Here is a 26,144-nt window from a genome sequence, read left to right on the forward strand (position 1 = left end):
GGCGGGCGGCGGTGGCCAGGTCGGCCGCGGCCCGGTCGGCGGCGGGAGCCTCGGCGTGGATCAGCTCGGGCATGCCGTACGGCCAGGTCCCAGCGTGGGTCGAGCCGTAGAACTGCTCCCAGTCGGCCGCCGACTCCAGGCGGTGGTCGGCGCCCAGGTCGATGACCAGCACGTCGTCGGGCAGCTGCGCGGCCACCTGGCCGGACGCACCGTGCGGCAGGCCGAGCACCACGACGTCGTGGCCGGCGAGCGTGTCGGGCGTGGTGGGTTCCAGGATCCGGTGCGCGAGGCTACGCAGGTGCGGCTGGACCTCGCCGAGGCTGGACCCGGCGCTCGCGTGCGCGGTCAGGGTGCCGATCTCGACGAAGGGGTGGGCCGCCAGGAGGCGCAGCACCTCCCCGCCCGCATAGCCGGAAGCGCCTGCGACGGCGACACGGATGAGCTGACTGCTGGACATATTCGGCACTATACATAGTTATGCAGCGAGGGCGAAACCCGTCTCGTGGTCGCGACGTAGGCTCGGCCCATGCACGCAGTCGTAGCCCGTGAGGCGGGCGGCCCCGAGGTCCTGCAGTACACCGAGCTCTCCGACCCGACGCCGGGACCAGGACAGCTCCTGGTCCGCGTCGCCGCGGCAGGCGTGAACTTCATCGACACCTATCGCCGCTCGGGCGTGTACCCGATGCAGTACCCGCACACGGTGGGCGCCGAGGGCGCGGGCACCGTAGAGGCGGTGGGCGAGGGCGCGACCGGCTTCGCCGTCGGCGACCGCGTGGCCTGGCACGACGGGCCGGGCTCCTACGCGGAGCTCGTCGCCGTGGACGCCGCCGGCGTCGTGCACGTGCCCGACGGGCTCGACCTGACCACCGCCGCCGCGCTGCCGCTGCAGGGCATCACCGCGCACTACCTGGTGCGGTCCACGTTCGAGGTGCAGCCCGGGCACGACGTGCTGCTGCACGCCGGTGCGGGCGGCGTCGGGCTGCTGGCCACCCAGCTCGCCGTGGCGCGCGGCGGGCGCGTGATCACCACGGTCTCCACGCCGGAGAAGGCGGCGCTGTCCGCCGAGGCCGGCGCCGCGCACACCATCGACTACGCGGCGCTGGACGACCTCACCACCGAGCTGCCCACGCTGGTGCGCGAGCTCACCGACGGCCAGGGCGTGCACGTCGTGTACGACGGTGTGGGCCGTACCACCTTCGAGGCCTCGCTCGCCTCGCTGCGCCCGCGCGGCATGCTCGTCCTGTTCGGCGGCGCGTCGGGCCAGGTCCCGCCGTTCGACCCGCAGCGGCTCAACAAGGGCGGCTCGCTGTTCCTGACCCGGCCCACCATCGCGCACTACACGCTCACGCGCGGCGAGATCGAGTGGCGCACCTCGGAGGTGCTCTCGTCCGCCGCATCGGGTGACCTGGACGTCCGCATCGGGGCCACCTACTCGCTGGCCGAGGCCGCCGAGGCGCACCACGCACTGGAGTCCCGGGCCACGACGGGCAAGGTGCTGCTGGTCCCCTGAGCCGGGTCGCCCCGGAACGACGGCGGTCCACAACGTGCTGTCGGGTGCCGTCGAGATCGGCACATAGCCACGAGCTTCGGCAGTTGGCATTGAGATCGGTCCAGGCCTGGACCGATCTCAATGCCAACTGCCGAGTTTGCCGGGCAAACTGCCGACGCCGCTGCCGACGCCGCCCCGCCGGTGGCCGTCGGCCGTCAGCGGTCGGCCAGCGGTCGTCGGCCGCCGGGTCGGTTTAACGTTGGATCTTTTTCGCCCTTGCCGTTGCTCAGGCCTTTACAGCGATCCGCGCGATGGCGACAATTCACCCGACCGGTTCGTTCCAGCCCGGAGGTTCAACGTGGTACTTCCCCGCTTCTCCCGCGCCCTGGCCACGGGGGTCGCCGTCGCCGCACTGGCGCTCGGCACCCTCACCACCAGCTCCGCCGTCGCGGCGCCCGCGGACGACGCGCCCGCCGGCGACGTCTCCGTCCAGACGACGGTGCGGCCGAGCCTCGTGCTCGACCGCGACTTCCCCGACCCCGACGTGTCCAAGTTCGGGAACACCTACTACGCCTACGCCACCAACCAGGGCAAGAACCTGCCCTGGGCCAGCGCGCCCGACCCGGACGGCCCGTGGACGTTCCAGTCCACCGACGCCCTGCCGACGCTCGGGGCCTGGGCCAAGACCGGCCGCACCTGGGCGCCCGACGTCTCCCGGCGCGCCGACGGCAAGTACCTGCTCTACTACACGGCCTGGCACAACGCGTCCGGGCGCCAGTGCATCGGCGCCGCGCTGGCCGACTCCCCCGGCGGCCCGTTCGCCCCGGTCGGCAGCGAGCCGCTCATCTGCCCGCTGGGCGACGGGGGCGCCATCGACGCGTCCAGCTTCGTGGACAGCGACGGCACCCGGTACATCCTGTGGAAGAACGACGGCAACGCCATCGGCGCCACCACCTGGATCCACGTGCAGCGCGTGGCCGCGGACGGCATCACGTTCCAGGGCGGCGCCACCCAGGTGCTGCGCAACGACCGGGCCGACGAGGCCGGCATCATCGAGGCACCCGTGGTGACCAAGGTGGACGGCAAGTACGTGCTGTTCTACTCGGCCGGCCCGTACAGCACCAACTCGTACGGCACCAACTACGCCGTCGCCGGCTCCATCACCGGGCCGTACACCAAGGCCTTCCGGTTCCTCATGACCACCGACTCGCTCGACGGCGCCGTGGCCGGCCCCGGCGGCGCGGACGTGCTGCGCGACTCCGGCGGCGACAAGCTGATCTTCCACGGTCACCGGGACGCGGGCGGCCGCGGCATGTACGTGGCCGACCTCGGCTGGGCCGGCTCCAACCCCGTGGTGCGCGGCAGCCGGGTGCGCTACGAGGCCGAGCGCGGCACCCTGAACAACTGCTCGGTGCGCGAGAACGCGGCCGGCGCCTCGGACGGCAAGGTCGTCGCGTACATCGACCACGCCGACAGCTCGGTCGACATCGGCGCGATCTACGTGCCGACGTCCGGCAGCTACACGCTGCACGTCGGCTACGCCAACGGCTCGGCGGAGACGGCATCGCACACGGTGACCGTCAACGGGACCTCCGCCGGGTCGATCAGCTACCCGATCACCGGCTGGGACAACTGGCAGCAGGCCGGCAAGGACATCACGCTGCAGGCCGGCTGGAACACCATCCGCCTGGGCAAGGGGACGGCGTTCACGGAGCTCGACTACATCGAGGTCGCGTAGCGGCCGCGCCCCAGCGCGTCGGCAGCCCAGCGATCACGCCCGAAACCGCAACCGTTCCGGGCGCAATCGCTGGGCTGCGGCGTGCGCCGGGCGCAATCGCTGGGCCACGGCGCACATCAGGGCCAGGACTGCGGCCCGTCGTGATGTATCTTGATATCAAGATACTCGACGGCGAGGAGTTGCGATGGCCGACTGGAACCCCGGCGCATACCTGCAGTACACGGACGAGCGGTCCCGGCCGTTCACGGAGCTGGTCGCCCGTGTGCCGGAGTCACCGACCACGATCGTGGACCTGGGCTGCGGCCCGGGCCATCTCACCCCGGTGCTCCGTGCCCGCTGGCCCGAGGCGCACGTGACCGGCGTGGACGCCTCCCCCGCCATGATCGAGCGCGCCCGGGAGGCGGACCCGGGCACGGAGTACGTGCTGGCCGACCTCAGCACCGACGAGCACCGGGCCGACCTCGTGATCAGCAACGCGGCGCTCCAGTGGGTGCCTGGCCACCGCGACCTGCTGACGACGCTCGCCGACCGCGCCGCGCAGACCTTCGCGTTCCAGGTGCCGGGCAACCACGACGCGCCGAGCCACCGGCTGCTGCGGGAGGTCGCGGCGCGCGCGCCGTACGCGGACGTCGTCGGGCCGGTGGAACGGCGGGCCACCGCCGACCCGGGCGAGTACCTGGAGATCCTGGCCCGGCCGGGCTGGTCGGTGGACGCGTGGGAGACCACGTACACGCACGTGCTGCGCGGGCCGGACCCTGTGCTGCGCTGGATCTCGGCGACCGGAGCCCAGCCCACGCTCCAGGCACTGGAGGCGAAGGACCCGGCCCTGCGCACCCGGTTCGAGGAGGAGTTCGGGGCAGCGCTGCGCGCGGCCTACCCGGAGCACGCGCACGGGACGCCGCTGGCGTTCCGCCGGGTGTTCGTGGTGGCCACGCGGGTCTGAACCGGTACGACGCCGAGCGCCGGGCCCGGCGTCAGCCCTGCCGGGTGACGCGGGCCTCGAGCCCGGCCAGCTCGGTGTCGACGTACTCCCGGGTGCGCTTACCCACCAGACCGCCGACCAGCCACGCCAGCGAGCCGGTCTGCGTGATGGCGAGCGTCACCCTGGAGCGACCGTCCGGCAGCGGCTCGACCAGGTGCTCCGCCTGCGTGGTCACACCCGGCGCCTCGGTGATCCACGCGAAGTGCCGCGGCGGGTCCCACTCGTCCATCAGCCAGACCGCGAGCGGCAGCTCCGGCTGCTCGATCCGCACCTGGGTGCCGACGTCGGGCGGGTTGGGCCCGTCGATGATCTCGACCGACCGCATGGACGACGTCCAGTCGGGCATGTGCTCGACGTCGGACAGGACCGCCCACACCTCCTCGGGTGTCGCGTCGATCTCGGCGGAGGTGCTGTAGTTCGGCATCGGTGCTCCTGTCCTCGGGTCGGCGCCGTCGGCGGCGTCACCCCTAGTCTCGACCTACAGAGGTGGCGTCGGCCAGGCGGGGCGGGTCAGGCCCTGCTCGAAGAAGAGGTACTCGTGCACCGACGAGATCTCGAAGGCCCGCAGCATCCGTTCCCGCTGGTCCGGGGAGACCCAGCGGGCGGCGGCGTCCGCCAGGGCGCGAGCCTGCCGGGTCGCTACCTGGAAGCCCTCGTCGCCGTAGGTGCCGATCCAGGCCGCGTAGGGGTGGCCGGCGAGGCCGCCGGGGCGACGTCCGGCCAGCTCCACGAGCACACCGCCGACATGGGCGTAGAGCCAGTAGCAGGGCAGCAGTGCCGCGATGGTCTCCGCGTAGCTGCCCGACGCCGCGGCATGCAGGTGACCGGTGTAGGCCGCGGTCACGGGTGAGGCCTCGACGGCGGCGACGTCGGCCGCGGCGAGCCCGGCGTGGGCGCCCAGCCAGTCGCGGTGCAGCGCCGTCTCGACCTCCAGCGCCGAGACCGACGACCGGGCGAGGAAGCCCTGTGCGGCCGGGTCGGGCGCACTCTGCGCGGCCCGCGCCAGGACGCGCGAGTACTCGCGCAGGTAGGCGGCGTCCTGGGCGAGGTAGAACGCGAACGCCTCGGCGGGCAGCGAGCCGTCCGCGAGCGCCACGACGAACGGCATCCGGTCGACGGCGTCGCGCCAGCCCGCGATGCGGTCCCAGGCCTCCTCCGTGAAGGGGCGGACGGCGTCGCCGTCCGGCGCGGTGCGGGTCTCGGCACGGGCAACGACGGGTGTCTCCGCGGAGACGGGTACGACAGAGGTCACGATGGACATCCCTTCGCCAGCATGATCTGGATCAGGTTCGACGGGTGTGGTCTCAGCCCTGGCAGGGCACCCCGTGTCACGTGCCGCCGAGGCTACCCGACCGGAGACGTGCCGGTCGTAGGCTGCCGCCATGACAGACCGTCCCATCCGCATCGGAGTCCAGCTCCAGCCACAGCACGCCGACTACTCGCAGCTTCGTGACGCGGTCCTCCGCGCCGAGGAGGCCGGCGTCGACATCTTGTTCAACTGGGATCATTTCTTCCCGCTCAGCGGCGACCCCGACGGCAAGCACTTCGAGTGCTGGACCATGCTCGGCGCGTGGGCCGAGCAGACCGAGCGCGTGGAGATCGGCGCGCTGGTGTCGGGCATCGGCTACCGCAACCCGTAGCCACCTTGACTCCGGAAGGAACGGAGTCACCGATGCGCCTCAAGAACACGCCCCGTCTGCGCCACGCTCTCGCTGTGGTCGCCTTGCTCGGACTGTTCCTCACCCTGGTTGGTGGGGGCATCGTCTACGTCGAGCGGCACCGTAGCCCTGCCGTCATCCAGACCAGCGAGACCATCGCGGGTTGGAGGTAGCACTCCCCCGCAGACGACAAAGGCCCGTACCCCCGAGGGGGTACGGGCCTTGTCATTTTGTTTCACCGCGGCCACGGCCGGCAGTCAGAAAACTTTCACGGCATCCGCTGCCCTGTAGGCATGAGCGGGTAGCCGGACGCGTCGTACATCCAGGCGAAGCCGCCAGGCTTGTGCAGCGTGCGCATGGCCGTCCGGACGCCGCCTAGGCAGTGCCGCTGCCCGTCAATCGGGTCACCCTCATGCAACCAGTGCCAACCCCCGGACGGCACGGGAACCAGCATCACCATCTCGCGGCAGAACACGCACCGGGCCTCTGTGCCCTCGGGCGGCATCTGGGAAGTCATGCCCGAAATCTAGTGCACTTGTCATGTCCTGTCAGGTGTCGTCACCTCTCGTGAAGCATCGTCGCGCGACACTTACGGTCGAGATATGACGTTGGATCTTGACGGGCCGGAACCGCTGTACGCGCAGATCGCTGCCGTACTCGCGGCCCGCATCGCGGACGGCACCTATCCGGCACGCCGCCGCATCCCGTCAGAGACGGAACTCACGGAGGAGTTCGACGTCTCACGCCCCACGGTCCGGCAGGCCATCCAAGTCCTGAGGGACCGTGGGCTTGCCGAGACCGTGCGCGGCAAGGGCACCTACGTCACCGGCTAGTCGAACATGCCGGTGAACCCTCCCCCGGTCGAGCGCTTTGCAACATCCGTGTCGTAGACGTGCAAGGCCAGGGACGCGGCCACAGCGGGCGCAACGTCGTTGGCCGACGCCTTACGCCCGAACAGCCGCCCACCCTCGCTCTCGCGCCACCTGGCACCCTCAAGCGCCGTCGTGAGGGTCGGTTGCCCGCTGTGGCGGATGCGGCCCGCGTTGAGTTCACGGACGAACCGCGCCTGTGCCGGAACGACACCCTTGCTCATGTGCAGCCCGTTGGTCTTCACACGCGGCTTGAAAGCTTCCATCACGGCAGCCGGGTCAAGGTTCGCGTTGATGGCGTCATAGGCGATGCCGAACCGCTGAGTGCCCCTGTGCGCCTGAACGAACTTGGGCAACCAGTCCGTCCCTGGCCGGTAGTCGAGCACTTCCAGCCACGCGTTGCCGTCGTCGTCACGCCATGCCGCACAGACAGCCGCAGCAGAGCCATCCGGGGCCACGTCGTACGCCCACGCCCACTTGTCCGGCAGGGACACGGCAGGCCGCTCACAAGCCGCCCACGCGCCCATGTCGATAGCGCTCGTCATGGCGTCCGCAGGCCAGTAGCACAGGTACTCCCTGACGAACTGGTGGAACGGCATCTTTGCCCGGCGACGCTCTAGCGTTCGCACGCTGGTCAGCGTCGAGCCGTCCGGTTTGTAACTGCTAGGCCCAGGGTGGATGCGACGCCACACAGCGCGCTCGATCTCCTGCTGTTCCTCGCTCAGGTCGTCCCACGGGCGCGGATCGAGTTCGCCATACTCCTCATCACTGAGGCTGTAATCAACGATCCCGTCGTCAGGGTCTGTGCCCTTGCGCGCGTCTTCCAGCGCGTCCCAGAACATGCCCACACGAGCGATGCCGGGCGTACCCGAGAGGATCAACTGTGCGAGTTCGCCGCGCGTGTCCATGAGCGGGCGCACACCGTCCAGGAACGACTGCCCCTTTTCGCCCTCATGCTCTCCGCCCTCATCAATCCACACATCGTCAGCAGCCTTAGAGCGCACCGCCGCAGCGGTCGGGGGAACGCACCAAATCACGGACTTGTTGCTGAACTCGATCTTCTCGCGTCCGCCGTTGCGCAGCAGCCGCATCGTCCCGTCACCCTCGACGTCATCGGACGTCTTGCGCTTGTAGCCCGCGTATCCGTTGTTCTCCAGCATCTCGCCGTGCTCAAGGATGATGGACGATGCGATAACGCCGCTCTGCGCTGTGACAACGGCCTTGTAGCCGGGCCTAGCCATGGCTCTACCAATGAGAGTCGCCATGATGGAAGTGCTCTTTGTGGCACGTCGGCCGATCTCCACAATGACTTGCTTGTAGAGCGAACCACCCTCGCCATCCTTTGCGGCCAGGACTCGGCCGACATTCAGGCTCTGTGTAAACAGTCCCTCGTCACCCTCAGCGGTAAAGCCGAGCATTTCCATGCCCTTGCGAGTCTCGGAAACGTCGGTTCCCTCGGGAACCTCGGACATGAACCTAGGAACTGCGATTGCGCTTTCGGGCATGACAAATAGCCCCCTTTCAGAGGGTTTGGTTAGTAGGTGCGATCTACACGCACAAAGAGAGGGGACGACGAGCGAGGGCTATCAACCACTATCAAAAAACGTCAGTGATCAACGAGTCCAGTCGCGGAACTCGCGGCGGTCTGCTGCCTCGTTCGCCTTGCGCTTGGACTGTGCAAGTTGTCCACCACTTGAGTCACTGCACGTGCGGTGACTGACCCACTGGTTGGACCGTGCGGTGAGTGACCCGCCCTGTGACCGGGGCACCATGTGTTCCACCACCCAACGCTGAGTAGGAAGCACAGGCTTGCCACAGAGGTAGCAGGGCTGGGGTAGCCGGGTGCGCCAGTGGGCACGGGCAGAGGTGACCACTCGACCACTCCACACGCCACCTTGGCTGCTACCCCTACCCCCCTTTGCGGGGGTACCCCGCATTGCCCCCTGCCTGCCCCGTGAGCGGCCTATCTCACTCCCCCGGGGCATGGGTACCACTAGCGCCCCATCGGGCCTCTAGCGCCTCGATACGCTCGCTGTCCTTAGCGGCGTCGGCGATGTGGTCAATGAGCATTTGCTTCACCTCAGCAATGCCCCTGTCCGCACGGTCTGCCGCATCCTTGAGGCTCTTGCCACTGTTGTTGTTCACCTGGTGATCAATGCCCTTGGCAAGGCGCTGAATGTCCTTGAGGTACGGCAGGGCTTTCCACACCACGAACCCAATCACTCCCGCGATGAACACGAGCGCTGCGGGCCATGAGTCACCGATAGCGGCCAGGACAAGGGCGATGTCTTCTGCGTTCATGTCCGTGCTCCCTAGATCATCCAGTCGAGGGCAGAGAACCGGTACGTGAAACTGGTTCCGCTGGTCACGTTGTTCGCGGCGAGGACCCCGGCGGTCGAGACCGTCAAGCGGTAGAAGGACCCGCTACCGAGGTAGGCGGCCCGGTCGATCGGCGAGCCGGGGGCGAACGAGCCTGCGAGCGGGAAGCCGCTCGGCAACGGGGGCAGGTCCGCGACATTCGTCGTGCCGGACACTCCCAGACCTGTAGCAGCCCCGCGTGCGGACACGATCGGCCCGACGCGGCGAATCTGCGGGACGTCGCCGGACACAGCGGTGAAGCCCGCCCGTAGAGGGATGTTCACCCATCCCGTATCAGCGATGAACGGGCCGATAGCATCACTCACCGAGTCCATGCCCAGGTTCATGAATGTAGAGAACGGAGCGACGTTGTCCGACTCCGTGTAGGTCCAAATGCCGTTTGAATCGAGAGGCATTAGTTACTCCTTAGTATCGCTGCTCACCGCGAATGTTCATGGTTCCGGCAAGCAAGTCATATGTAACGCTTTTAACAATCCACTGCTCGGGGGTGTCATCCAGCGTCGGTGCGTACGCGAACTCGTCACGCATGAACACACCCAACTGAATGGGTGCCGTAATGTCGATGAACTGACCACGATTCACGGAACGGCGTGCGATGTTCTGAGCCATCGAAAATGAGGGCTTCACCGTGTCAGGGACAGTTTCGATATACGTTCGTGAGTGCAGCCCCGGATTCGGATAACCACCAGTCCATGTGTGGTCCGCGCGCTGCAACAGCGCCGAGTCGTACCAGTCACCCGTACGCGACTTGACGTGACGAACAGTCGTCACATCTTCGTCCGTGAACAACCACGAATGCGTTGCCGGGTTGTTGATGCTGTTCTCCGGACGCTCTAGGGTGAAGCCGCGACCTGTCGGGCCAACTCGAAGCTTCAAGTCGGTGTCTTCAAGGACGGGTCGGAACATGTCCCATGCACTGGTGTACATCGTCCAGTCGAGAACATCCGTATACGTGGTGGACAACGGCGTCGTGTCGTAAACGCCTGGTGTCAGCCCGTATCCCAGAACTGCCGAGATAACAGCATTAACCCAAGGGCCAGCATGTTGCGGGTTAGCCCCGGCCATGGCGTCATTGATGGGAAACATGTCCTGGCCAGACGTTATGGCCCAATCCGTGAGCAGCGCCTCATCCGATGCGAGACTAATACTCATTTCGAAACCGTCATGCGAGATCTCCCGGACATGTAGGTCCAGGCTCATCTTCTGAGGCTCGTAACGGGCGAGGTCATACAGCGGCCTGCCGAACATCATGGTGATGTCACCGACGTTCTTACCGGCCCACTCCAGAGTCACGCCCGCAGCCGTGGTGCGTCCCTCAGCCGCGAAATAGGCGTCAAGGTCGGCCACAGTCTTTGCGGCCCACTCGGTCATGCGACCGTTGAGCGTCACGCGCGGGACCACAGTGCTGCGGGGATCTAGCAGTGCCTCAAGGTCTGCGTCGTAGGGCACGACCACTGTGGCACTGATAGCCGGGACGTTCTGGTCATCAATGTTGATGCTCCCGCCTGTGGCCGGAAGGGTGACGCCGTTAGCCCGGATATCCCAATCGAGAATCCCGATCACAGTTGCGCCACCTCCCGAACCTCAGCGTTGACAACCCAGAACTCAACGCCCTGCTGCTTTGCGTTGCGGATATCGCCTGTGACGACGAAATCCCACTCCTCGCCCACTGCCGGCTCAGCGAACGTGAACCGGTCGGCAGCGCTCAGGAGGTCCACAGCCTCACGGGCTGCGAACGCACTACCGAACAGCAGCGAGAGCGTGCCTGCGCGGCTCTGTGCGGCCCGTAGAAACACAGTGGGGTCAGAACTACCCAGAGGCTCAAGAACGACGTTCCTAGAGCCTCTGGCGTATGCGTAGTCAAGTACGAGCAACGGCGTGATGACCGTGGAATCGGCCGCTGTGGTAATCGTGGCCATGTCACACCGCCCTTAGTCCGATAGTAATTGGGATGCTCTGCTGTGAGTGACGGAAGTTCGCCACATCCTGGTTTGCCTGCGCGGTATTCGCGCGCACGCCGATACCCACGTCAGACGGGGCAGAATTGATGAAATCGCGAATATCCTTCTCACCTTCACGGGTGTTGACCTTGATATCCGTCGTCTTGGATCGCGGCGTGCGGTTGATCGAGCCAAGCAACTTGTCGATCTCACGCTTTGAATAGCCAGCGTCCACGGCCTGCTGCCGCAATTCGCGTGACGCCTTGTCACGAGCGGAGGCAGCCCTTTCCTGTGAACCCGTCTCGGCAAGCACCGTGTCGTAGAGATCGTCTACCGCGTCCGCTGCGTCAATCAGGTAGCGGATGTTCTCCCGCCCCCTGGCCGAGTTCTTGTTGAGCGACGTGCCGTTTTCCTCAACGGCCTTGGTCAGACCGGCCAGGGTGTCTAGCCAGTCCAGTTCGGCCGACATGGATTCGCGCGTGGCGTCATTCTTTTCCTGAATGGCCTCTGTGGTTTCCCGCAGCGAATCGGCGTGGTCACCCTCTGCCGCAGCAGCGGCGTCCGTGATCTTGTTGGCCTTTTCCTGAACGTCTGCCTGTCGGCCGATCTCGTCCGCAGCAGCCTGCGTCTGGTCTCGGAGTTCGCCAAGCCTGCGCGCCTCGTCCACGTCAAAGCGATTGGCGGCAGCCTGGTTCAGATCGTTGTACGCGTCGGCCTGTGCCTGGAGTGCCGTTTCCTCTTCCCGCAGAGCCTCAGCACGACGCTTAGGGTCATCCTGGTTAAAGGCACTGGCAAAGTCGTTCAGAGAGCGCCCGGCAGCCTCGTAGCCATCAACCACAGCCTCAATGGCGGTAGTGGCTTCGTCCTGCCAGACCTCAAACCATTGCTTGTCGTCAACGATCGTGGTGGACAGTTCCTCGAAAGACGAAGCAAGCGCGTCAATACGGCCCTCGGCGTCGGTGGCCTTGTTGAACTCCTGAGCCCACGAACCCGCAGCCTCAGCCGACTCGTTCGTCTTCTCTGCGATCTCTTCTAGCTTTGCCTGCGCGAGTCCGAGACCAGCGGCCACAGCAACACCGGCAGCGACACCAGCGGGACCGAAACCGGCGAACGCGTTAGCGGCCAGATCCCGGAAGACATCCGAAATCGACTCAGCCGTGCCGTCGAACGACGTGGCGGTTTCCTTGGCAATCTGCGTGGACTCGTCTCCGAACTCCTCAGCGCCTTGCTCAGCGCGCTTGAAATCGTCATCCAGGTCGCGCACCGACTTGCCGTCAATCTTCTTAACTGTGTCGGCAGCGTCCTTGAACTTCTTTTCTAGTTTCTCTGTGGAGTCGGTAGCGTCCTTGACACCATCATCGACCTTTTCGAGCGAGTCGGGAGTGCCCCAGTCGAGCGCCTTTTCGGCGTCCTTGCCCTGGTCAATAAGGTCGTCGAGCGAGTCGGCAACCTTGTCGAACTCACCACCCAAATCCTTGACGCCGCCGACTGCCTTGGCAACGTCGGAGACGATTTCAATCTTGATCGGCATTATCGCCCCTTAGTCGAAATTAGCGTGGTCTTAACCGGCCTTACCCTCTGCTGCCTCGTACACCGTGCGGACGAATACCTGAACCCACAGAGAGGCAAGGCGAGGAATGGCCTGTGCTGCGGCCGGATACACGACACGGCCCTTGCGATAAGCAAGCGGCAGCCCGGTGTTGGTACGGCGCTCAACGGAGTGTGAACCGCCGTTCTCGGAGCGACGCTGATACTTGCGGTACAGGCTGTCCCTGGCACCGAACTCAGCCAAGTAGTAGTGCTCAGCCGGGTTGAGTCGCTTGGACTTGCCTACGCCCCGCTTGGACGTCGCTGCGTACACCGTGGGCGGGTTGCCGGGACTCACGCGGTCGCCCTTGAGCAGCCGGGACGTGAACGTGTTGGTACCGGCCAGGGATGCATTGAGTTCGGCATTCCAGATCGGCTTTAGTTCCGCGCGGGTTGCACGGTTGACCGCGTTCTTGACGTCCCGCTCAATGACTTTCATACCGAGTGCTACGGCCTTGAGTTCGTCGTTACCCTCAACACTCAACATGCGTGTGTACCCCTTCCGTATACGAGAAAGGCCCGCCCGAGTGAACGGGCGGGCCTATCAGGGTTAGGTCAGACAGCGGGGGTGAACACCGGCTTGGTCGAACCAAGGGTCACGGTCGCCACAGCGAACGCACCGGCCGTACCACCGATGGCACCCGGGGTGATGGTGACGTTCGCAGCGAACGAACCCTGCCCACTGGCCGGGGTAAAGGTCACAGCGACAACCTGACCCTCATTGTCCATGAGGTACTGGGAGAGCGAATCCGCCGTGTCCCAATCCTGGGCGAGAGCGATGGTGCACGCCCACGTAGCCGTGGTCTGGGAAGTAACGGTGTTGTTCGCCAGGCCCGTCCAAGAAACGCTGGACGTGGTCGGCGTGAACTCCACCTGCGAGGTGTGCGCCTCGTAATTGTCGGTGCCGATGACGAGATCAACGTCACGGAGCACAAAGGGCTGAACGGCAACAGTTGCCATGTTAAGACTCCAATACTGAAATGATGTCTGCCTTACGGGTCGCCCCGGCAAGGCTTATGTCGTTGTCTGTGGCATAGGTACGGAGTTCGGCAACCGTCTTGGCGCTGAAATCGACCGGCTCAGGCTCAGGTGGCGTCCACGTCGTGTAGAGCGAGACCTGTACGGAGTAGCACCACAGGCGCTCATTGAAGGGCTCAAACGTCGCCTGTTCCCACTGCAAGGTGGGTTCCAGTTCCAGCACTTCTAGAACCTCGTCCAGCGCGTCCACAAGATCCTCTGTGGCAGCATCCTCGGATGCCAGAGGGCTAATCACGGCGAGGTTCCATGTGTTGTTGCGCTGCGCACTGAACGTCGCCACAGGGGCAGTGTTCGCGAGGTAGAAGACGATGCCGAACTTGCCTGTGGGGATGACCGGGTTTAGCGTCATCTTGTTGATGACGAACTGATCCGGCAGACCGTCAAGCACGCTACGGATGTGGTCGTATGCGTTAGCCAAAGGTCGGCCGTCCCCTCTTGGGTCGCAAGAGTTGCTTAACCTGCCAATCGAGCGGGAACAGCGTGATCGTGTTCTCCCCCGCGCCGATCTGCCCGTCATTACCGGCCAGCAGAGCGTTGTAACGCGACTTGGCTTGGTACAACTGAGCGAGCACCCGGTTAGGTGTGGGCTTGTCCTCGTAGTCCTCGCCCTCGGGCAACTCGGGAAGGAACGCCACACAGTCCTCATAGGCACTGGCAAGCAGAAGCTGCAAGACGTCGGGTTCTAGATTCTCGGCGTCGGCCCAAAGGCCAATCGCCTGTTCGTCAGTGATCCAGGACATGGGCACCCCTTCCGTGAAAGTTTTCTAATGGCCGGCATGGGCCGCGGCGTAGAAAATTGCCACAGCCTGGAAGGGGGCACGCGGGAGGTCACTGCCTCAACCGCGTGCCCCGGCTAGATCAGGCTCAGGGAGCCTCAACGGGAGGAGCGGCGGGGGTGACGATGCGAACGCCGCCCTCCTCCAACTCCTGCTCGGAGTAGTAGCCGAACACGGCCAGGGTGCGACCACCGTTGGAGGCGTACTCAGCCTCGACGCGCACCGGAGCGCCACCACCCAACTCCTTCAGGCGGAGCGTGGAACCGTCGAGAACGGCCACCTTGCCAGCCAGACCAGCGGCCGACGTCGGGACCATGCGGAACCCGCCGAACTCGCCATCCTCAAGCCCGAACGCGGACGACAGGTACTCGGTGACCTGGTCCTTGGGCGTGAGCATCACAGCGCGCCACAGGTCGAGCCCGATCACAGCGCCGGTCGGCGTCAGGTCGTCGCCAATGAGCGCGAGAGCACCGTCAACAACGCCCTGGATCGCGCGGGCGATGCCCGGCACGTACTCACCAGCGGTCTCGGTCTCGCCCGACGCGATGATGAACGCAAGAGCCTTAGCGTCCATGACCTTGTCATAACTGCGGATCTGCGCCTCAGTGAACGACTGAATGGCGGTCGAGTCGTTGAAGTCGAAGTAACGACGGTCAACGTTCGCACCGTGCGCCACACGCTCAGCGGTGTAGTTCACAGGCGCAACAGTCATGCTGCCCGTGGGAACCTCAGCAAGGTTGCCCGCGTAGTCGGCAACAGTCGGCTCACCCGTGACCTTGTACCCAACCTCGCGGTAGTGGGTCAGGTCGCCCGACGCAATGAGCGTCGAGAACTTACGCGGCTTGGTCGTCTTCTTATAGACCTCGCCCAGCCAGCCCTGAGGCGCGGAGATCTCGCCCACGCCGTCACCGTCGTTGTCCCCGTCATCGTGGGTGACCGACGCAAGAGCGGCGTGCAGATCCTCACCCTGAGCAAGGGTCTTGAACGCCTTAGCAGCGGTGAGCGCCGGGGCCTTGTCGTCCTTGTTCAGGTTCGCCTTAGCCCACTCGCCAAACGCGGCGGTGAGGTCAACCTTGGCGTTGTCCGTCTCGTCAATCTTGTTGTCAGTAGGCACGTTGGCCCCTTCCTTAACCTCTACGGTCGTCTTGTTCGTGCGAGTGGTCTTGCGGGTATAGGTCACACCGTCAATCACGATGTCTTCTGTCTCGTCCGTGGTGGACTCGGCAGGCTGCAACCAGTCGGGAAGGTCTGCGAGTTCGCCCGCATCCGCTGCCATAAGCGCGCTCTTGAAAGCGGGCTTCACCACAGCCGCAACGGCATTGATGACACCCGAAACGATCTTGCTTGCGCGGATCACAGGAGAGGGAATCTCAATCGAGAACGCGTTGCGCTTGCCCTCGGACGCCTCAAGTAGGACGACGTCACCGTGCGCTCCCTCATCCACAGAGAACGACGCGTAGATACCGTCATCGCGCTTCTCCAGCGCGCCCGTGCCGCACTTGAACGTGTCGCCGTCGTGCTCACGGTTCAGCGACACGGTGTCCGGCCAGGACAGGTCAGACTCAGCCGACGCCATTACGGCACCGACGTTGGTGTAACCAATCTCTCCGAACGGGAGAACCTTGCCGGACAGCGTTCGCGTATCCAGGTTTGCAATCAGAGTCGTCATGTCAGACCGCCCTGAAGTGGATACGGGCAAACTCCGGAACGGCTTCCTGCCGATCCTCGGTCTCATTCTCGGTCTTTTCGTCGTTAGTCATCAATCCTCCGTAGCCGGGCTCAGCCCGTCGTCGGGAACCTCGGAGAGGTCGCTAAAGTCGAACGCGATTCGCGTTCCTGCTGCGGTCACGTCGTCCATCGACAGACGCGCGTTGAAGATCCCCGCCCAGAGCTGCAAGCCGTAGTCCTTGAGTTCGGACCGCTTGCCCTCGGACGTGGAATAGGTGAGCGACGCCGTAGAGGTCGATCCCTCAATGAGCGACGCGGGCAACTGCAAGAGGTTCGCGACGTCGAGCCGGGAGCCATTACGGGCTGCCGTGAGGAAGTCGTTAGTACCCTCAGCGCCCATGGCGCGCGCCTCGACGTTGCTAGGCGTGATCGCTACAGAGCCGTCTGGGTTCTTGAGTGCGGCGGACCACTCGCGGCGCATGAGCGCCCTTTCGTCTCGGTCTAGTTCGACGTCATCCGTGATGTGCAGGTCGAGCAACGGCACCGGAGTTGCAGCACGGGATGCCACAGAGCGCTGAATATCGCTAGCCGCACGGAGGGCGGGCGCACCGATAGTGCAGATCCCCTCCTGAAAACCTCGGAAGTGGATAACCCGTCGCGGGTCCGGCACCTTGACCCAATGGTCCTTAGTGACGTGCATTTCGATGTCGCCCTCAGGCGTCACGCGCCAATCATCGAACGGGACGCGCACGGCGTCCGTGATCTGGCCGAAAGAGTTGCGCTCTACGAACCAGAGGCTTTCGCCGTTGAAAATCAAGTCATCCATGGTCGCGATCACGCGCGCCTGTGGCGAAACGCTCGTGTCGGTGCGGTTCAGCCATCCGGGCTGTCTCTGCAAGCGCTGAGCGCCCTTGTAGGCAACGAGCGGCTGTGACGCAATGATCATGAGAATGCCGCGTGCGCGGATCAGAGACGGAATGGTCATCGCCTCTGCCCGGCTAATGGGCGTCATCGGGTCTATGTCATCCTGCGGACCGAACACGTCGCCCACGATGATGGGGGCAAGCGTGTTGGGAGGATTGAGCGGCGACACGTAGTTAGTCGTCGGATCGCTTGCGCGGGTCAGGAAGACTGAAAGATCCTTGAAACTCGGCAGTCCTGCCATGCGGGCACCAGCCTTCCTTACGCTGTAAGTCTGTATGAGAGCAAAAGAAACCCGACAGGGTGCCCTGTCGCGATAGGAGGAGATCGCGGGCACGCCTGCCGGGTGTTTCTGAGACGTGAGACTTACTTGGCTAAGCGCGTCTCTACTTTCTAAGGGCCATTAGTGCGGAAAACTTGGACTTGTCGCGCGGCCAGTGCAGAGCCCAGATATCCGGGGCAGGATCGCTGCGCAGCAGCGGAGCATTGTTCATCTTGCGGATTGCCTCAATGGCCGCGTCTAGCGGGTCATCGTGCCGCGCCTTGAACTGCTGCCCGTGGCGGACGACGTGGAACGCATCGTGCGGCAGACAGTAGGTGATCCGGCACACCGCCTTGTGTCGCATGATGGCGTGCGCCTCAAGCATGAGGTTCAGGCGCTCAGCCTGTGCAATCTGGTTCACGCGCTCATCACCTCAAGCACCTTGTCAATCGCAGCAGGAACGACGCGCACTCGCCCGCCCTTTTCGTTGCGCTCAGGAGTCTCTGCCTCTGCGCGTTCCTTCTGATCAACCATGTAGGTAGCCATCTTGGAGACAAACGCGGTCTCTCCGAGTACCTCAAGCTTCGCCGCATTCTCGGCCACGAACTCAAAGCCGTACGCCCACCACTCGGACGCCTCGACGATGTTCCCGTTCAGGTCGGTCTGATCCTTGACCGGCCCGGCCAGGACAAGGTTCCGACGCTTGCGGCACAGGCGCTTTGCCTCACGGCTCGCTGCGCGCACTAGTTCGTGCGTAGAGGCCTCGTAGCCCACACGCAACGGCTCAGGCTCCTGTACGGCTTCCTGAGCGGCGTACTGCGCCTGCCGGGACAACCATGTCCCGAGTGCCTTGCTGGCACGCTGCCAGCCCTGCCACGTCTCCAGCCCGTCCAACTCCAACAGGCGCTCCTGCGCCCAATCCGCGAGCCATTCAAGCGGCGTGACGTAGGGGCGTCCGTCGAGCCCCATGAACGGCTCTACCCGCTCAAGCCACAGTGGGCGGTTGCTGTGGTGAGCAGCGACGTCCTGAACCAACTGCTGAATCTGAATCGCATGCATTTGCTTAGCCAATCTGTGAGGTTATCTTGCTTGCCTTTCCTCCTACATATAGGTTACCATAATGGCGTTTACACATTCGGTCAGGACATGTAGCCGTTCGGGACAAACAAAAAGGCCCCATCCGCCTTTGAGCGAATGGGGCCTGTGTGGACAGCGCTACGACTCGAACACTTCCACACCGCGCGCGGCCAGAATCTCAAGCGCAGCATCGCGGAAAGACTTGTCAGCCTGATTGATGTAGTTCAACTTCTTGAGCGCCGAGACACTAGTCACCTTGCCGCGCTCAGCAACCTTGCGCTCAATCTTGTTGGCCACACGGGCCGGACCGTCGTTGACTTCCTTCTCCACTCGCTTGTCCATAGCGAGTGTTGAGACCTTGGTCTCGAATGCCACGTTCGACTGAGCATCTATAGCAGCCGTCCGAGTCTCACGGGACCAGCCCATCACCTGGCCGGACAACTCCCAATCCTCTTCGTTCAGCGCTGTGCGACCGTCAAGCACCATAAGGCAGCATGCCACAACGGAGCGCAACCGGATCCCCTGACCGTCGATAGCCTCTGAGTCGTCTGTGTAGAAAGCGCGGTTGATGGCCTCAAGCGCCTTGATGCTCTCGACGCCCGACCAGTCAACCTCAGGCACCTTGAAGCGCCTACGCGGCTTACCGTGCAGCGCCATGAACTCCTCAAACGACAGAGTCTCCTGAACCTCAGCAGGAACCCAGAGCAGGCGACCTGTGAGCCCTGAGTTAACGCTCTCCTTGGACACGAGAACTCCGCTCTGGCCCGGCTGCGCGTTCACAGAGAACGTCGCGCGGTAGGCGTCAGCCGGGACAGACGCACCCTTGTTGCCTGCCTTCTTGCCCCCGATACGGTCGGCGCTCAACATGAGCGTGAGCATGATTCCGAGTGTGGCACCCTGGCGATCCATCAACTTTTCCAGCGAGGTCACCTCAGCGAACTCAAAGTGCATATTGTGTCCGGGCTGGTGCCATTCGAACGCCCCGGCGCTCTCGTTCAGTGAGCCGAAAGCATCGGGGATTGCCTCGCCAGAGCGCACGCTCTCACGCGGGACAGGAACGCCCACGGGAAACAGCGTGCGTGCCTCAGACGCCGCAGCGTCCTTTCCCGAGCCGGAACGACCGTAGAGCACGATGCCCAGGTTGAGGGACATGGGCTTTTCGCGGTACGTCCGCAGACCGACATTCCAAGGGATCATGTGTGCGGCAGAGGTGAGCAGCGCGCCAAGCATGGCCTTAGGTGCCACCTTGGACAAGCGCGCTTCCTCTCGGATAGCGGCCAGAATCGGACGCGAGTTCCAAAGGTCCTTACGTGGCTTGCACTCCGCGTAAGCCTTCTGAACCTGACTCCACACGCTCGCATCTTCCCAGCCCTTGGCAAGCACGTCCTGAGAGTTGCGGACAATGAGGAATGAATCCTCGATGTCCCATCCCAGTTCGCACAGATCCTTGATCAGACGCCACACGCGGTCAGAGCGTGAGCCCTGCACACCTTCCTCGGTGTAGAGCCCGCGCATCTCCACTGGGAGCGCGGCTACCAACTCGCCCAACTCGGCGGTGAACTGTGCGGGCGGCTCACTCTCGCGAATGGTCGTGGTAGCCGCCCTCAGGCGCTCAACCAACCATGCCGGGGCTTCCTCGGGCTCGACGTCGTTAAGGACCGTGTAGCCGTCGCCAGTGGCCACGTAGCCACCGATCCCACGGATGTCCACGCGGCCGGGCTCACCGCCCGCGTTGCTGATCCCATCGACCCAACGGAAGTACAGGTGAGTTCCGCCGTTGGGGGTCTGCACCTTGCGAGTGGTCGAGTTGGCCAGCAATTGCGCAAGGTCATGGTCAGTGGGAAAGCCCTTGTAGGTGTCGAAATCGACCACGAACACATCGGAGTTCGGGCCGCACGCCACACCCCAACGATTCGTATCCACGGCCCATTCGGTCTGAGGCTTGGCTGTGTAAACGCTCGCCTGAGGAATCTTGCCGTCAGGGACTAGCGGGATGACGTACGGGTTCACTTGCCCTCCCGAACGCCCGGGAGCACCTCGACAACTTCATCAGTCAGGGGGATGTCAATCGTGAACTCAACCATGGTGTCTCCAAACGAAAGCCCCGCCATCGGGGAGCGGACTTGGAAACGCTCACCCAATGACGGGGTAGATAGTGGATCGTGCCTAAGAGTTCCAAGTCGGTCGGCGCGATATATCTATTAAAACACACGCCGGAATACCGCCTCGGTCACGGCACAGGGGCAGTCCGTGATTGAGCGTTTACACACTCAATTTGCGAGGGGGGTCGGTGGGGGGTCGGGGGTCGGTGGGGTGTCACTCCAAAAAGTATTAGTAAGGGGGGTTGGGAGCACTACTACTAAGGTAATTATTATAGAAATGGATCACAGATTCACCTAGAACACCCCTGTCTGAGTGACCCCTTTGGCATGCGTGAGGGGGGTCGGTGACCCCCCGACCCCCCTTCACTTTCCGAACCGATTGACCCCCCTCTTAGCGGGGGACCTTGTTCCCTGTCCGTTCCTCGTAGCGCTCGATCTCAGGAAGGTTCAGGATCTCGCCGCCGCGCCGGATCACGTGTGGCGCGACCGGTCCCGGCTCGGTGTACTCCGCCCACTCCAGTTCCACACGGGCAGGGTCGAGCACACCCGTGTTCGGCGTACGTCCCTTGGTCACGATCACCCGCGACACCACCTGCTGCATTGCCCTGGCCGCAGCGTCGATGTCCTCGGCCATGAGCACATCCCAGACGCGCTCCCCCGTGATGCGCAGCACCGGCTGCCCTGTGGTCTTGCTCAGAGCGTCCAGGGTGGCGCGTGCGGCCCGTCGAGCGGCCAGGGCTGCCGACTCCTCATCCTCGGTCTCAGCGGCCCGCAGACGGGCCTGTGCAGCCTCTAGCGCATCCTCGGCGTCCCGCAGCGCCACAGGGTCCGTGCCGAGTCGCCCACGGACCACAACGGGCCGCTCTTTCGCTGTGGCCTCGATCCGCTCAAGCACCATGTCCTCAAGCGATGCGTACTTCACCGACGCGGGCGCATCGCACGTGGACTCATCCCGGCTGATACGGGTGCTGCACCGGGCGTAGAACGTGCCCCGGTCGTTGGAGATCCACAGCGGCCCACCACAGCCCGCACACGTCATGACCGTTGACAGGAGCGTGGTGTTCTTGCCGCGCCTGCGTCCCTCGGGCAACTTGCGCGCCTCGAAGATCCCGCGTAACTGCGCCCACGTCTCAAGGTCGATGGCGGGTTCCCAGACCTGCACACCGTTCTTGCGGCCCACGATGGCATCGCCCGACAGGACATCGCGCACGGTGTTGTAGGTGATCGTCTCGCCCCGTCGCGAGGTCACGCCTTTGTGGTTCAGATAGCGCGCCTGGATGCGCAGCGAGCGACCGGCCAGGATGCCGGTTGCCACGGTCTGCCACAGGGGGGCCTCGTCTGGGTCCGGGGCGAGGATCTTGCCGTTACCGTCCGGGTTGTCCACCACGCGGTAGCCGTACGGCACCACTCCCCCGGCGAACCGCTTCTGTGCGTCCAGGATGGCGCGCCCGTCCTTGACGCGGTCACGGATGACTGAGAGTTCCATCTCAGCGAACGCCGCAAGGATCGTGGCCACGAACCGGCCCATCGGTGTGGACAGATCCAGGTTGTCCTTGACGGACACCAGCGCGAACTCTTCCGAGAGCGTCAGGAAGTCCTTGACGTTGCGGGCGACGCGATCGATCTTGAGGAACACGACGCGCTCAGCGCCGATCTCCCGTAGCCGCTTGATCCCTGGCCGGTCGAGCCGTAGGCCCTTGGACCCTCCTGTGACATCCAGGTCGGTCACGACGTCGTCCACGGGCCATCCCTGCGCCTCGCAGTAGGCCCGGCACGCAGCCTCCTGACCCTCGGGCGATGTGCTCGGATCCGCGTCACCTCTGTGGACGCTCAGGCGGACGTACAGTACGGTTCTCATGACCGGAGTCAAGCACACTGTGGCAACCCCGACCTGCTGGCGGACATGGCGCGCACGGTCGACCACATCTCGGGCGGGCGGCTGATCCTGGGCCTGGGTGCCGGCTGGTTCGAAAAGGACTACGACCAGTTCGGCTACGAGTTCGGCACGGCTGGCTCCCGGATCGCGAGCCTGGCCGACGCCGTGCCACGCATCAAGGCCCGGCTGGCGACCGGCAACCCGGCGCCCACCCGCGAGATCCCGATCCTGATCGGCGGTGGCGGCGTGCGCAAGACGCTGCGGATCGTGGCCGAGCACGCCGACATCTGGCACGCGTTCGGCGACGTGCCCACGCTGACCGCCAAGTCGGCGATCCTCGACGAGCACGGCGCCGCCGTCGGGCGGGACACCGCGAACCTGGTGGAGCGCTCGGTGCAGGCGCAGGGTTCGCCCGAGGAGACGGGCGAGGCCCTGGTTGCGGCGGGGGCCACGCTGTTCACCGTGGGGGTGACGGGGCCGGACTACGACCTGTCGACCGCGGAGCGCTGGATCGCCTGGCGCGACTCCCGCGGCTGAGACTCGGCCGGCACGGGAACGGTGCCGGGGTCGGCGGCACGCTCGCCGTCGGCACCGGCACCGGCACCGGCACCGGCACCGGCACCAGCAGCAGGCTCGGCGAGGCCCTGGCCGAGCCGCAACGCGCTGTTGACCAGGCCCAGGTGGCTGAACGCCTGGGGCGTGTTGCCGAGGTGGCGTCCGGTGCGCACGTCGTACTCCTCGCTGAGCAGCCCCAGGTCGTTGCGCAGCGTGAGCAGCCGCTCGAACAGGGCGACGGCCTGCTCGGCGCGGCCGATGCCGTGCAGCGCGTCGACGAGCCAGAAGTTGCACACCAGGAACGTCGCCTCGGCGCCCGGCAGGCCGTCCACCTGGTCGTCGGCCTCGTTGTGGTATCGCCGCAGGAGCCCGTCCTGGCCGAGCTCACGCTGCACGGCGTCGACCGTGCCGACCACGCGGGGGTCGTCCCAGGGCAGGAACCCCACCTGCCCGATGAGCAGCAGGGCGGCGTCGAGGCCGTCGGACCCGTAGAACTGGGTGAACGTGTTGCGCTCGGCGTCGAACCCGTTGGTGCAGACGTCCTCGTGGATGCGGTCACGGACAGCGCGCCAGCGGTCCACGGGTTCGTCGACCAGGCCGTGCTTCTCGACGGCGCGCACCGCGCGGTCGAACCCGGCCCAGGCCATGACGCGCGAGTGCACGAACGCACGGCGCGGGCCGCGCACCTCCCACAGCCCGTTGTCGAGGTCGGCCCAGTGCTCCTCGAGGTGCTCCAGCAGCGCGCGCTGCAGGCGCCACGCCTCCCGGTCCTGCTCCAGCCCCGCCTCCCGGGCCTGATGCAGGGCGTCCAGCGTCTCGCCCCACACGTCGATCTGGAGCTGGTTCGCCGCCCCGTTGCCGATCCGGACCGGCGCGGAGCCCTCGAAGCCGGGCAACCAGTCGATCGTGTACTCCGGCAGCCGACGGCGCCCGTCGAGCCCGTACATGATCTGCAGGTCGGCGGGGTCGCCGGCGACGGCGCGCAGCAGCCATGCCCGCCAGTCCCGGGCCTCGTCGATGAAGCCCGTGCCGATCAGGGCCTGCAGGGTGAGCCCGGCGTCGCGCAGCCAGCAGTACCGGTAGTCCCAGTTGCGCTCGCCGCCGATCTCCTCGGGCAGTGACGTCGTGGCCGCCGCCGCGATGGCACCCGTCGGTGCGTAGGTCAGCGCCTTCAGCGTGATCAGCGACCGGTGGACGGCGTCGGACCAGGGGCCGGTGTAGGTGCACCCGCCGATCCAGGACCGCCAGAAGTCCTCCGTGTCGGCGAGCGCCGCGTACGGGTCCACCGGGTCCTTCGTGGCCAGGTGCGACGCGTGGTAGTTCAGGACGAACGGCACCCGCTCCCCCGGCCCGACGGTGAACTCCGCGCGCAGCACCGAACCCTCGTTCGCGCCCGCGTGCTCCAGCGGCACCGGCGAGTCGATCCGCACCGAGTCCGGGCCGGCGACGGCGCGCAGCGCGTCCCGGTCCCAGGTGATCCAGGGCACGATGTCGCCGTAGTCGAACCGGAGCCGGAGCTCGGTGGTCATCGGCACGTGCCCGCTGATGCCCTCGACGATCCGGACCAGGTCGGCCTCCTCGCCGCGCGGCGGCATGAGGTCGAGCACCCGCACCCGGCCCTCGGGCAGGTCCCACTCCGTCTCCAGGATCAGCGTGTCGCCCCGGTAGCGCCGGCGCGTGCACGCGCCGCCCGACGTCGGGCCGAGCCGCCACGACCCGTGCCGCTCGTCACCGAGCAGCGCGGCGAAGCAGGCCGGGGAGTCGAACCTCGGCAGGCACATCCAGTCGATCGAACCGTCCCGGCCGACCAGAGCCGCGGTCTGGAGATCTCCGACCAACCCGTAATCCTCGATTCGGCGCGTCACCGTCAAAGACTAGGTTCGGCGCGACCCGGACACCATGGATCGACGTGTCAGACGTGCAGGCCGCTCGGGTGACCCGTACGTCTGACACGTCAGGCGGGGCTCAGAACGACGAGGCGTCCGCCGCGTACACCCACCGGTGGCCCGGGTACTCGCCGAGCGACCACAGGTAGTCCCGCGTCGGGTCGTAGGACAGGTCCTCGGCACCCACGGTCAGCGCGTCACCGTGCCGTACGATCGCGCCCGACGGCGCGACGAACGTGTGCAGGTCACCGTCCGAGTTCGGGTTCGAGAAGTCGTCGCCGTCGCTCTGCGAGAAGAAGAACTCGCCGTTGATCGCCGTCGAGCCCTGCACGCTCTCCAGGTCCGTGCGGTACGCCTCGGTCGCCTTGATGACGCCGTCCGAGGCCGGCTTCAGGTACCGGTTCGTGTAGTCGATCGGCACGCGGATGGTCCGCACCTGGGCGCCCGCCGCGAGGTCGTCCTTGCTGCGGTACTCGCTGACGACCACCGAGTCCGGCGAGCTGCTGCGGTCCAGCGACACCGACGAGTGCTGCAGCTGCACGTAACCGCCCGCCGTCGAGTCCGTGAACCTGGCGGTCTGCGGCAGCACGTACTTGTAGTCGAACGCGTGGTACGAGCCGTCGGACTGCCGCCCGATCTTCGACGCGCTGCCCGTCGAGACCTGCCACAGGTGGTCCAGGTCGAACACCCGGAAGCCGCCGCCCGTGTCCGCCACGTACAGCAGGTTGCCGTACCACATGATGCCGCCCGCGTGGATGTCGATCGGCTTGAACGACGGCGTGGCCGTGGTGCCGCTCGGCTCCACCAGCAGCAGGTGCCGGTACGGCGGGGCCGAGGCGCTCGCCGACAGGTTCGACACGCTGATGCGGACGCCCTTGTCGATGCCGTCCTCGGCGTGGTCGTACCAGCTCACCAGGTTGATGCGCCTGCCCTCGTAGGTGCCCGCGGCGAACGCGTCCGAGCTGGTGGTGATGCCCTGCGGGTACCAGGCGCTCGTGTCCTGGTCGCCGTCGTTCCAGCAGTAGTACGCCGTGCGGTGCGTGACCGAGGGGGCGCTGCCGCAGCTCGGGGTGCGGTTGCCGTCGTCGGCCACGGTGCTCATGGACACGTTCGGCAGGGCGGAGTCGAGCGCGCCGATCAGGGACGACGACGTCTCGGACAGCGTGTAGCGGAAGTTGCTCGCGGTGAGCGGCGTGGCGGCGGCCGCGAGGGACGACCCCTGTTCGCCGGAGGCCTGGCTCGCGGTGACCTGGGCCGCGGTGGCCTGGCTCGCGGTGACCTGGCTCGCGGTGGCCTGGCTCGCGGTGGCCTGGCTCGCGGTGGCCTGGCTCCCCGCGGGCC

General features: G+C 65.6%; 26 protein-coding genes, 3 pseudogenes and 1 riboswitch. Of the genes and pseudogenes, 6 read left to right on the forward strand and 23 right to left on the reverse strand.

The annotated features are described in order from the left end of the window. A pseudogene (locus PROKR_RS12420) lies at nt 1-457 on the reverse strand (N-acetyl-gamma-glutamyl-phosphate reductase); the annotation flags it as partial. Between the two features lie 69 nt (nt 458-526). Between PROKR_RS12420 and PROKR_RS12425 the strand changes: the two are divergent. The 3 genes from PROKR_RS12425 (at nt 527) to PROKR_RS12435 (ending at nt 4,170) form a co-directional block, all read left to right on the forward strand. Then, nucleotides 527-1,510, forward strand: coding sequence for a quinone oxidoreductase family protein (locus PROKR_RS12425; RefSeq protein ID WP_036963652.1), 984 nt, complete (start codon nt 527-529; stop codon nt 1,508-1,510). 337 nt (nt 1,511-1,847) lie between these two features. Then, nucleotides 1,848-3,227 carry a family 43 glycosylhydrolase gene (locus PROKR_RS12430; protein WP_036963654.1) on the forward strand — a complete coding sequence of 460 codons (1,380 nt, stop codon included), beginning with the start codon at nt 1,848-1,850 and terminating at the stop codon, nt 3,225-3,227. Between the two features lie 184 nt (nt 3,228-3,411). Beyond that, nucleotides 3,412-4,170 carry a methyltransferase domain-containing protein gene (locus tag PROKR_RS12435; protein ID WP_036963656.1) on the forward strand — a complete coding sequence of 253 codons (759 nt, stop codon included), beginning with the start codon at nt 3,412-3,414 and terminating at the stop codon, nt 4,168-4,170. A 31-nt stretch (nt 4,171-4,201) separates the two neighbouring features. Here PROKR_RS12435 and PROKR_RS12440 read toward each other — a convergent pair whose 3' ends face one another. Together PROKR_RS12440 and PROKR_RS12445 are read right to left on the reverse strand one after the other, a co-directional pair. Next, complete coding sequence (locus tag PROKR_RS12440; protein ID WP_036963658.1) at nt 4,202-4,633, reverse strand: SRPBCC family protein; 432 nt, start codon at nt 4,631-4,633, stop codon at nt 4,202-4,204. A gap of 54 nt (nt 4,634-4,687) precedes the next feature. After that, nucleotides 4,688-5,461, reverse strand: a complete 774-nt coding sequence (locus tag PROKR_RS12445) for a TenA family protein (protein ID WP_169736405.1) — start codon at nt 5,459-5,461, stop codon at nt 4,688-4,690. Further along, nucleotides 5,453-5,545: riboswitch (TPP riboswitch) on the reverse strand. Its footprint overlaps the gene before it by 9 nt. Nucleotides 5,546-5,591: 46 nt before the next feature. Here PROKR_RS12445 and PROKR_RS12450 point away from each other — a divergent pair. Next, nucleotides 5,592-5,846: pseudogene (locus PROKR_RS12450) on the forward strand (LLM class flavin-dependent oxidoreductase); the annotation flags it as partial. 289 nt (nt 5,847-6,135) lie between these two features. On the opposite strand, the gene PROKR_RS12455 reads toward PROKR_RS12450, so the two are convergent. Then, nucleotides 6,136-6,384 carry a hypothetical protein gene (locus PROKR_RS12455; protein WP_036963662.1) on the reverse strand — a complete coding sequence of 83 codons (249 nt, stop codon included), beginning with the start codon at nt 6,382-6,384 and terminating at the stop codon, nt 6,136-6,138. 85 nt (nt 6,385-6,469) lie between these two features. On the opposite strand from PROKR_RS12455, the gene PROKR_RS12460 reads away from it, so the two are divergent. Continuing rightward, nucleotides 6,470-6,700, forward strand: a complete 231-nt coding sequence (locus tag PROKR_RS12460; RefSeq protein ID WP_036963663.1) for a GntR family transcriptional regulator — start codon at nt 6,470-6,472, stop codon at nt 6,698-6,700. On the opposite strand, the gene PROKR_RS12465 is transcribed toward PROKR_RS12460, so the two are convergent. From PROKR_RS12465 to PROKR_RS30725, 17 genes are all read right to left on the reverse strand, one after another. Beyond that, complete coding sequence (locus tag PROKR_RS12465) at nt 6,697-8,208, reverse strand: hypothetical protein (RefSeq protein WP_036963665.1); 1,512 nt, start codon at nt 8,206-8,208, stop codon at nt 6,697-6,699. The two genes, PROKR_RS12460 and PROKR_RS12465, sit on opposite strands and share 4 nt — an antisense overlap. Before the next feature lie 141 nt (nt 8,209-8,349). Next, entirely contained in the window at nt 8,350-8,721 is a 372-nt protein-coding gene (locus tag PROKR_RS38185; RefSeq protein ID WP_157602034.1) for an HNH endonuclease, read from the reverse strand. Next, complete coding sequence (locus PROKR_RS12470; RefSeq protein ID WP_036963668.1) at nt 8,705-9,037, reverse strand: hypothetical protein; 333 nt, start codon at nt 9,035-9,037, stop codon at nt 8,705-8,707. Before PROKR_RS12470 ends, PROKR_RS38185 begins: the two co-directional genes overlap by 17 nt. 11 nt (nt 9,038-9,048) lie before the next feature. Further along, nucleotides 9,049-9,510, reverse strand: a complete 462-nt coding sequence (locus tag PROKR_RS12475) for a hypothetical protein (protein ID WP_036963670.1) — start codon at nt 9,508-9,510, stop codon at nt 9,049-9,051. Between the two features lie 10 nt (nt 9,511-9,520). Continuing rightward, on the reverse strand, nt 9,521-10,678 hold the full coding sequence (locus PROKR_RS12480) for a hypothetical protein (protein ID WP_036963672.1): 1,158 nt from the start codon (nt 10,676-10,678) through the stop codon (nt 9,521-9,523). Then, on the reverse strand, nt 10,675-11,034 hold the full coding sequence (locus PROKR_RS12485; protein WP_036963675.1) for a hypothetical protein: 360 nt from the start codon (nt 11,032-11,034) through the stop codon (nt 10,675-10,677). Before PROKR_RS12485 ends, PROKR_RS12480 begins: the two co-directional genes overlap by 4 nt. A 1-nt stretch (nt 11,035) precedes the next feature. After that, nucleotides 11,036-12,586, reverse strand: coding sequence for a hypothetical protein (locus PROKR_RS12490; protein ID WP_036963678.1), 1,551 nt, complete (start codon nt 12,584-12,586; stop codon nt 11,036-11,038). Nucleotides 12,587-12,616: 30 nt separating this feature from the next. Next, nucleotides 12,617-13,129: a hypothetical protein gene (locus PROKR_RS32690; RefSeq protein ID WP_157602036.1), complete on the reverse strand. Its 513-nt coding sequence runs from the start codon at nt 13,127-13,129 to the stop codon at nt 12,617-12,619. Between the two features lie 68 nt (nt 13,130-13,197). Continuing rightward, on the reverse strand, nt 13,198-13,602 hold the full coding sequence (locus PROKR_RS12495) for a hypothetical protein (RefSeq protein ID WP_036963682.1): 405 nt from the start codon (nt 13,600-13,602) through the stop codon (nt 13,198-13,200). A gap of 1 nt (nt 13,603) precedes the next feature. Further along, the gene (locus PROKR_RS12500; protein WP_036963685.1) at nt 13,604-14,068 is read right to left on the reverse strand and encodes a Rho termination factor N-terminal domain-containing protein; all 465 of its coding nucleotides are present in this window, start codon (nt 14,066-14,068) and stop codon (nt 13,604-13,606) included. A 22-nt stretch (nt 14,069-14,090) separates the two neighbouring features. Further along, on the reverse strand, nt 14,091-14,420 hold the full coding sequence (locus PROKR_RS12505) for a hypothetical protein (protein ID WP_036963688.1): 330 nt from the start codon (nt 14,418-14,420) through the stop codon (nt 14,091-14,093). 124 nt (nt 14,421-14,544) lie between these two features. Further along, nucleotides 14,545-16,125, reverse strand: a complete 1,581-nt coding sequence (locus PROKR_RS12510; RefSeq protein ID WP_036963692.1) for a hypothetical protein — start codon at nt 16,123-16,125, stop codon at nt 14,545-14,547. A gap of 90 nt (nt 16,126-16,215) precedes the next feature. Further along, entirely contained in the window at nt 16,216-17,289 is a 1,074-nt protein-coding gene (locus PROKR_RS12515; RefSeq protein WP_084800411.1) for a phage portal protein, read from the reverse strand. A 142-nt stretch (nt 17,290-17,431) separates the two neighbouring features. Next, nucleotides 17,432-17,728 carry a hypothetical protein gene (locus PROKR_RS12520; protein ID WP_036963697.1) on the reverse strand — a complete coding sequence of 99 codons (297 nt, stop codon included), beginning with the start codon at nt 17,726-17,728 and terminating at the stop codon, nt 17,432-17,434. Then, on the reverse strand, nt 17,725-18,378 hold the full coding sequence (locus PROKR_RS12525; protein ID WP_036963699.1) for a hypothetical protein: 654 nt from the start codon (nt 18,376-18,378) through the stop codon (nt 17,725-17,727). The genes PROKR_RS12520 and PROKR_RS12525 overlap by 4 nt, the downstream gene beginning before the upstream one ends. A gap of 144 nt (nt 18,379-18,522) precedes the next feature. Then, nucleotides 18,523-20,394: a bifunctional DNA primase/polymerase gene (locus PROKR_RS12530; RefSeq protein ID WP_084800412.1), complete on the reverse strand. Its 1,872-nt coding sequence runs from the start codon at nt 20,392-20,394 to the stop codon at nt 18,523-18,525. Between the two features lie 483 nt (nt 20,395-20,877). Continuing rightward, on the reverse strand, nt 20,878-22,344 hold the full coding sequence (locus PROKR_RS30725) for a recombinase family protein (RefSeq protein ID WP_084800413.1): 1,467 nt from the start codon (nt 22,342-22,344) through the stop codon (nt 20,878-20,880). Between the two features lie 24 nt (nt 22,345-22,368). Here PROKR_RS30725 and PROKR_RS12540 point away from each other — a divergent pair. Beyond that, nucleotides 22,369-22,899: pseudogene (locus tag PROKR_RS12540) on the forward strand (LLM class F420-dependent oxidoreductase); the annotation flags it as partial. On the opposite strand, the gene PROKR_RS12545 reads toward PROKR_RS12540, so the two are convergent. Both PROKR_RS12545 and PROKR_RS12550 read right to left on the reverse strand, forming a co-directional pair. Continuing rightward, the gene (locus tag PROKR_RS12545; RefSeq protein WP_245605805.1) at nt 22,845-24,782 is read right to left on the reverse strand and encodes a glycoside hydrolase family 15 protein; all 1,938 of its coding nucleotides are present in this window, start codon (nt 24,780-24,782) and stop codon (nt 22,845-22,847) included. The pseudogene PROKR_RS12540 and the gene PROKR_RS12545 overlap by 55 nt on opposite strands. Before the next feature lie 100 nt (nt 24,783-24,882). Then, nucleotides 24,883-26,144, reverse strand: a 1,262-nt coding sequence (locus tag PROKR_RS12550) for a hypothetical protein (RefSeq protein WP_211240125.1), incomplete at its 5' end; no start/stop codon positions are given.

The organism is Promicromonospora kroppenstedtii DSM 19349 (assembly GCF_000515355.1).
In the GTDB taxonomy this organism is placed as follows: Bacteria; Actinomycetota; Actinomycetes; order Actinomycetales; family Cellulomonadaceae; genus Promicromonospora; species Promicromonospora kroppenstedtii.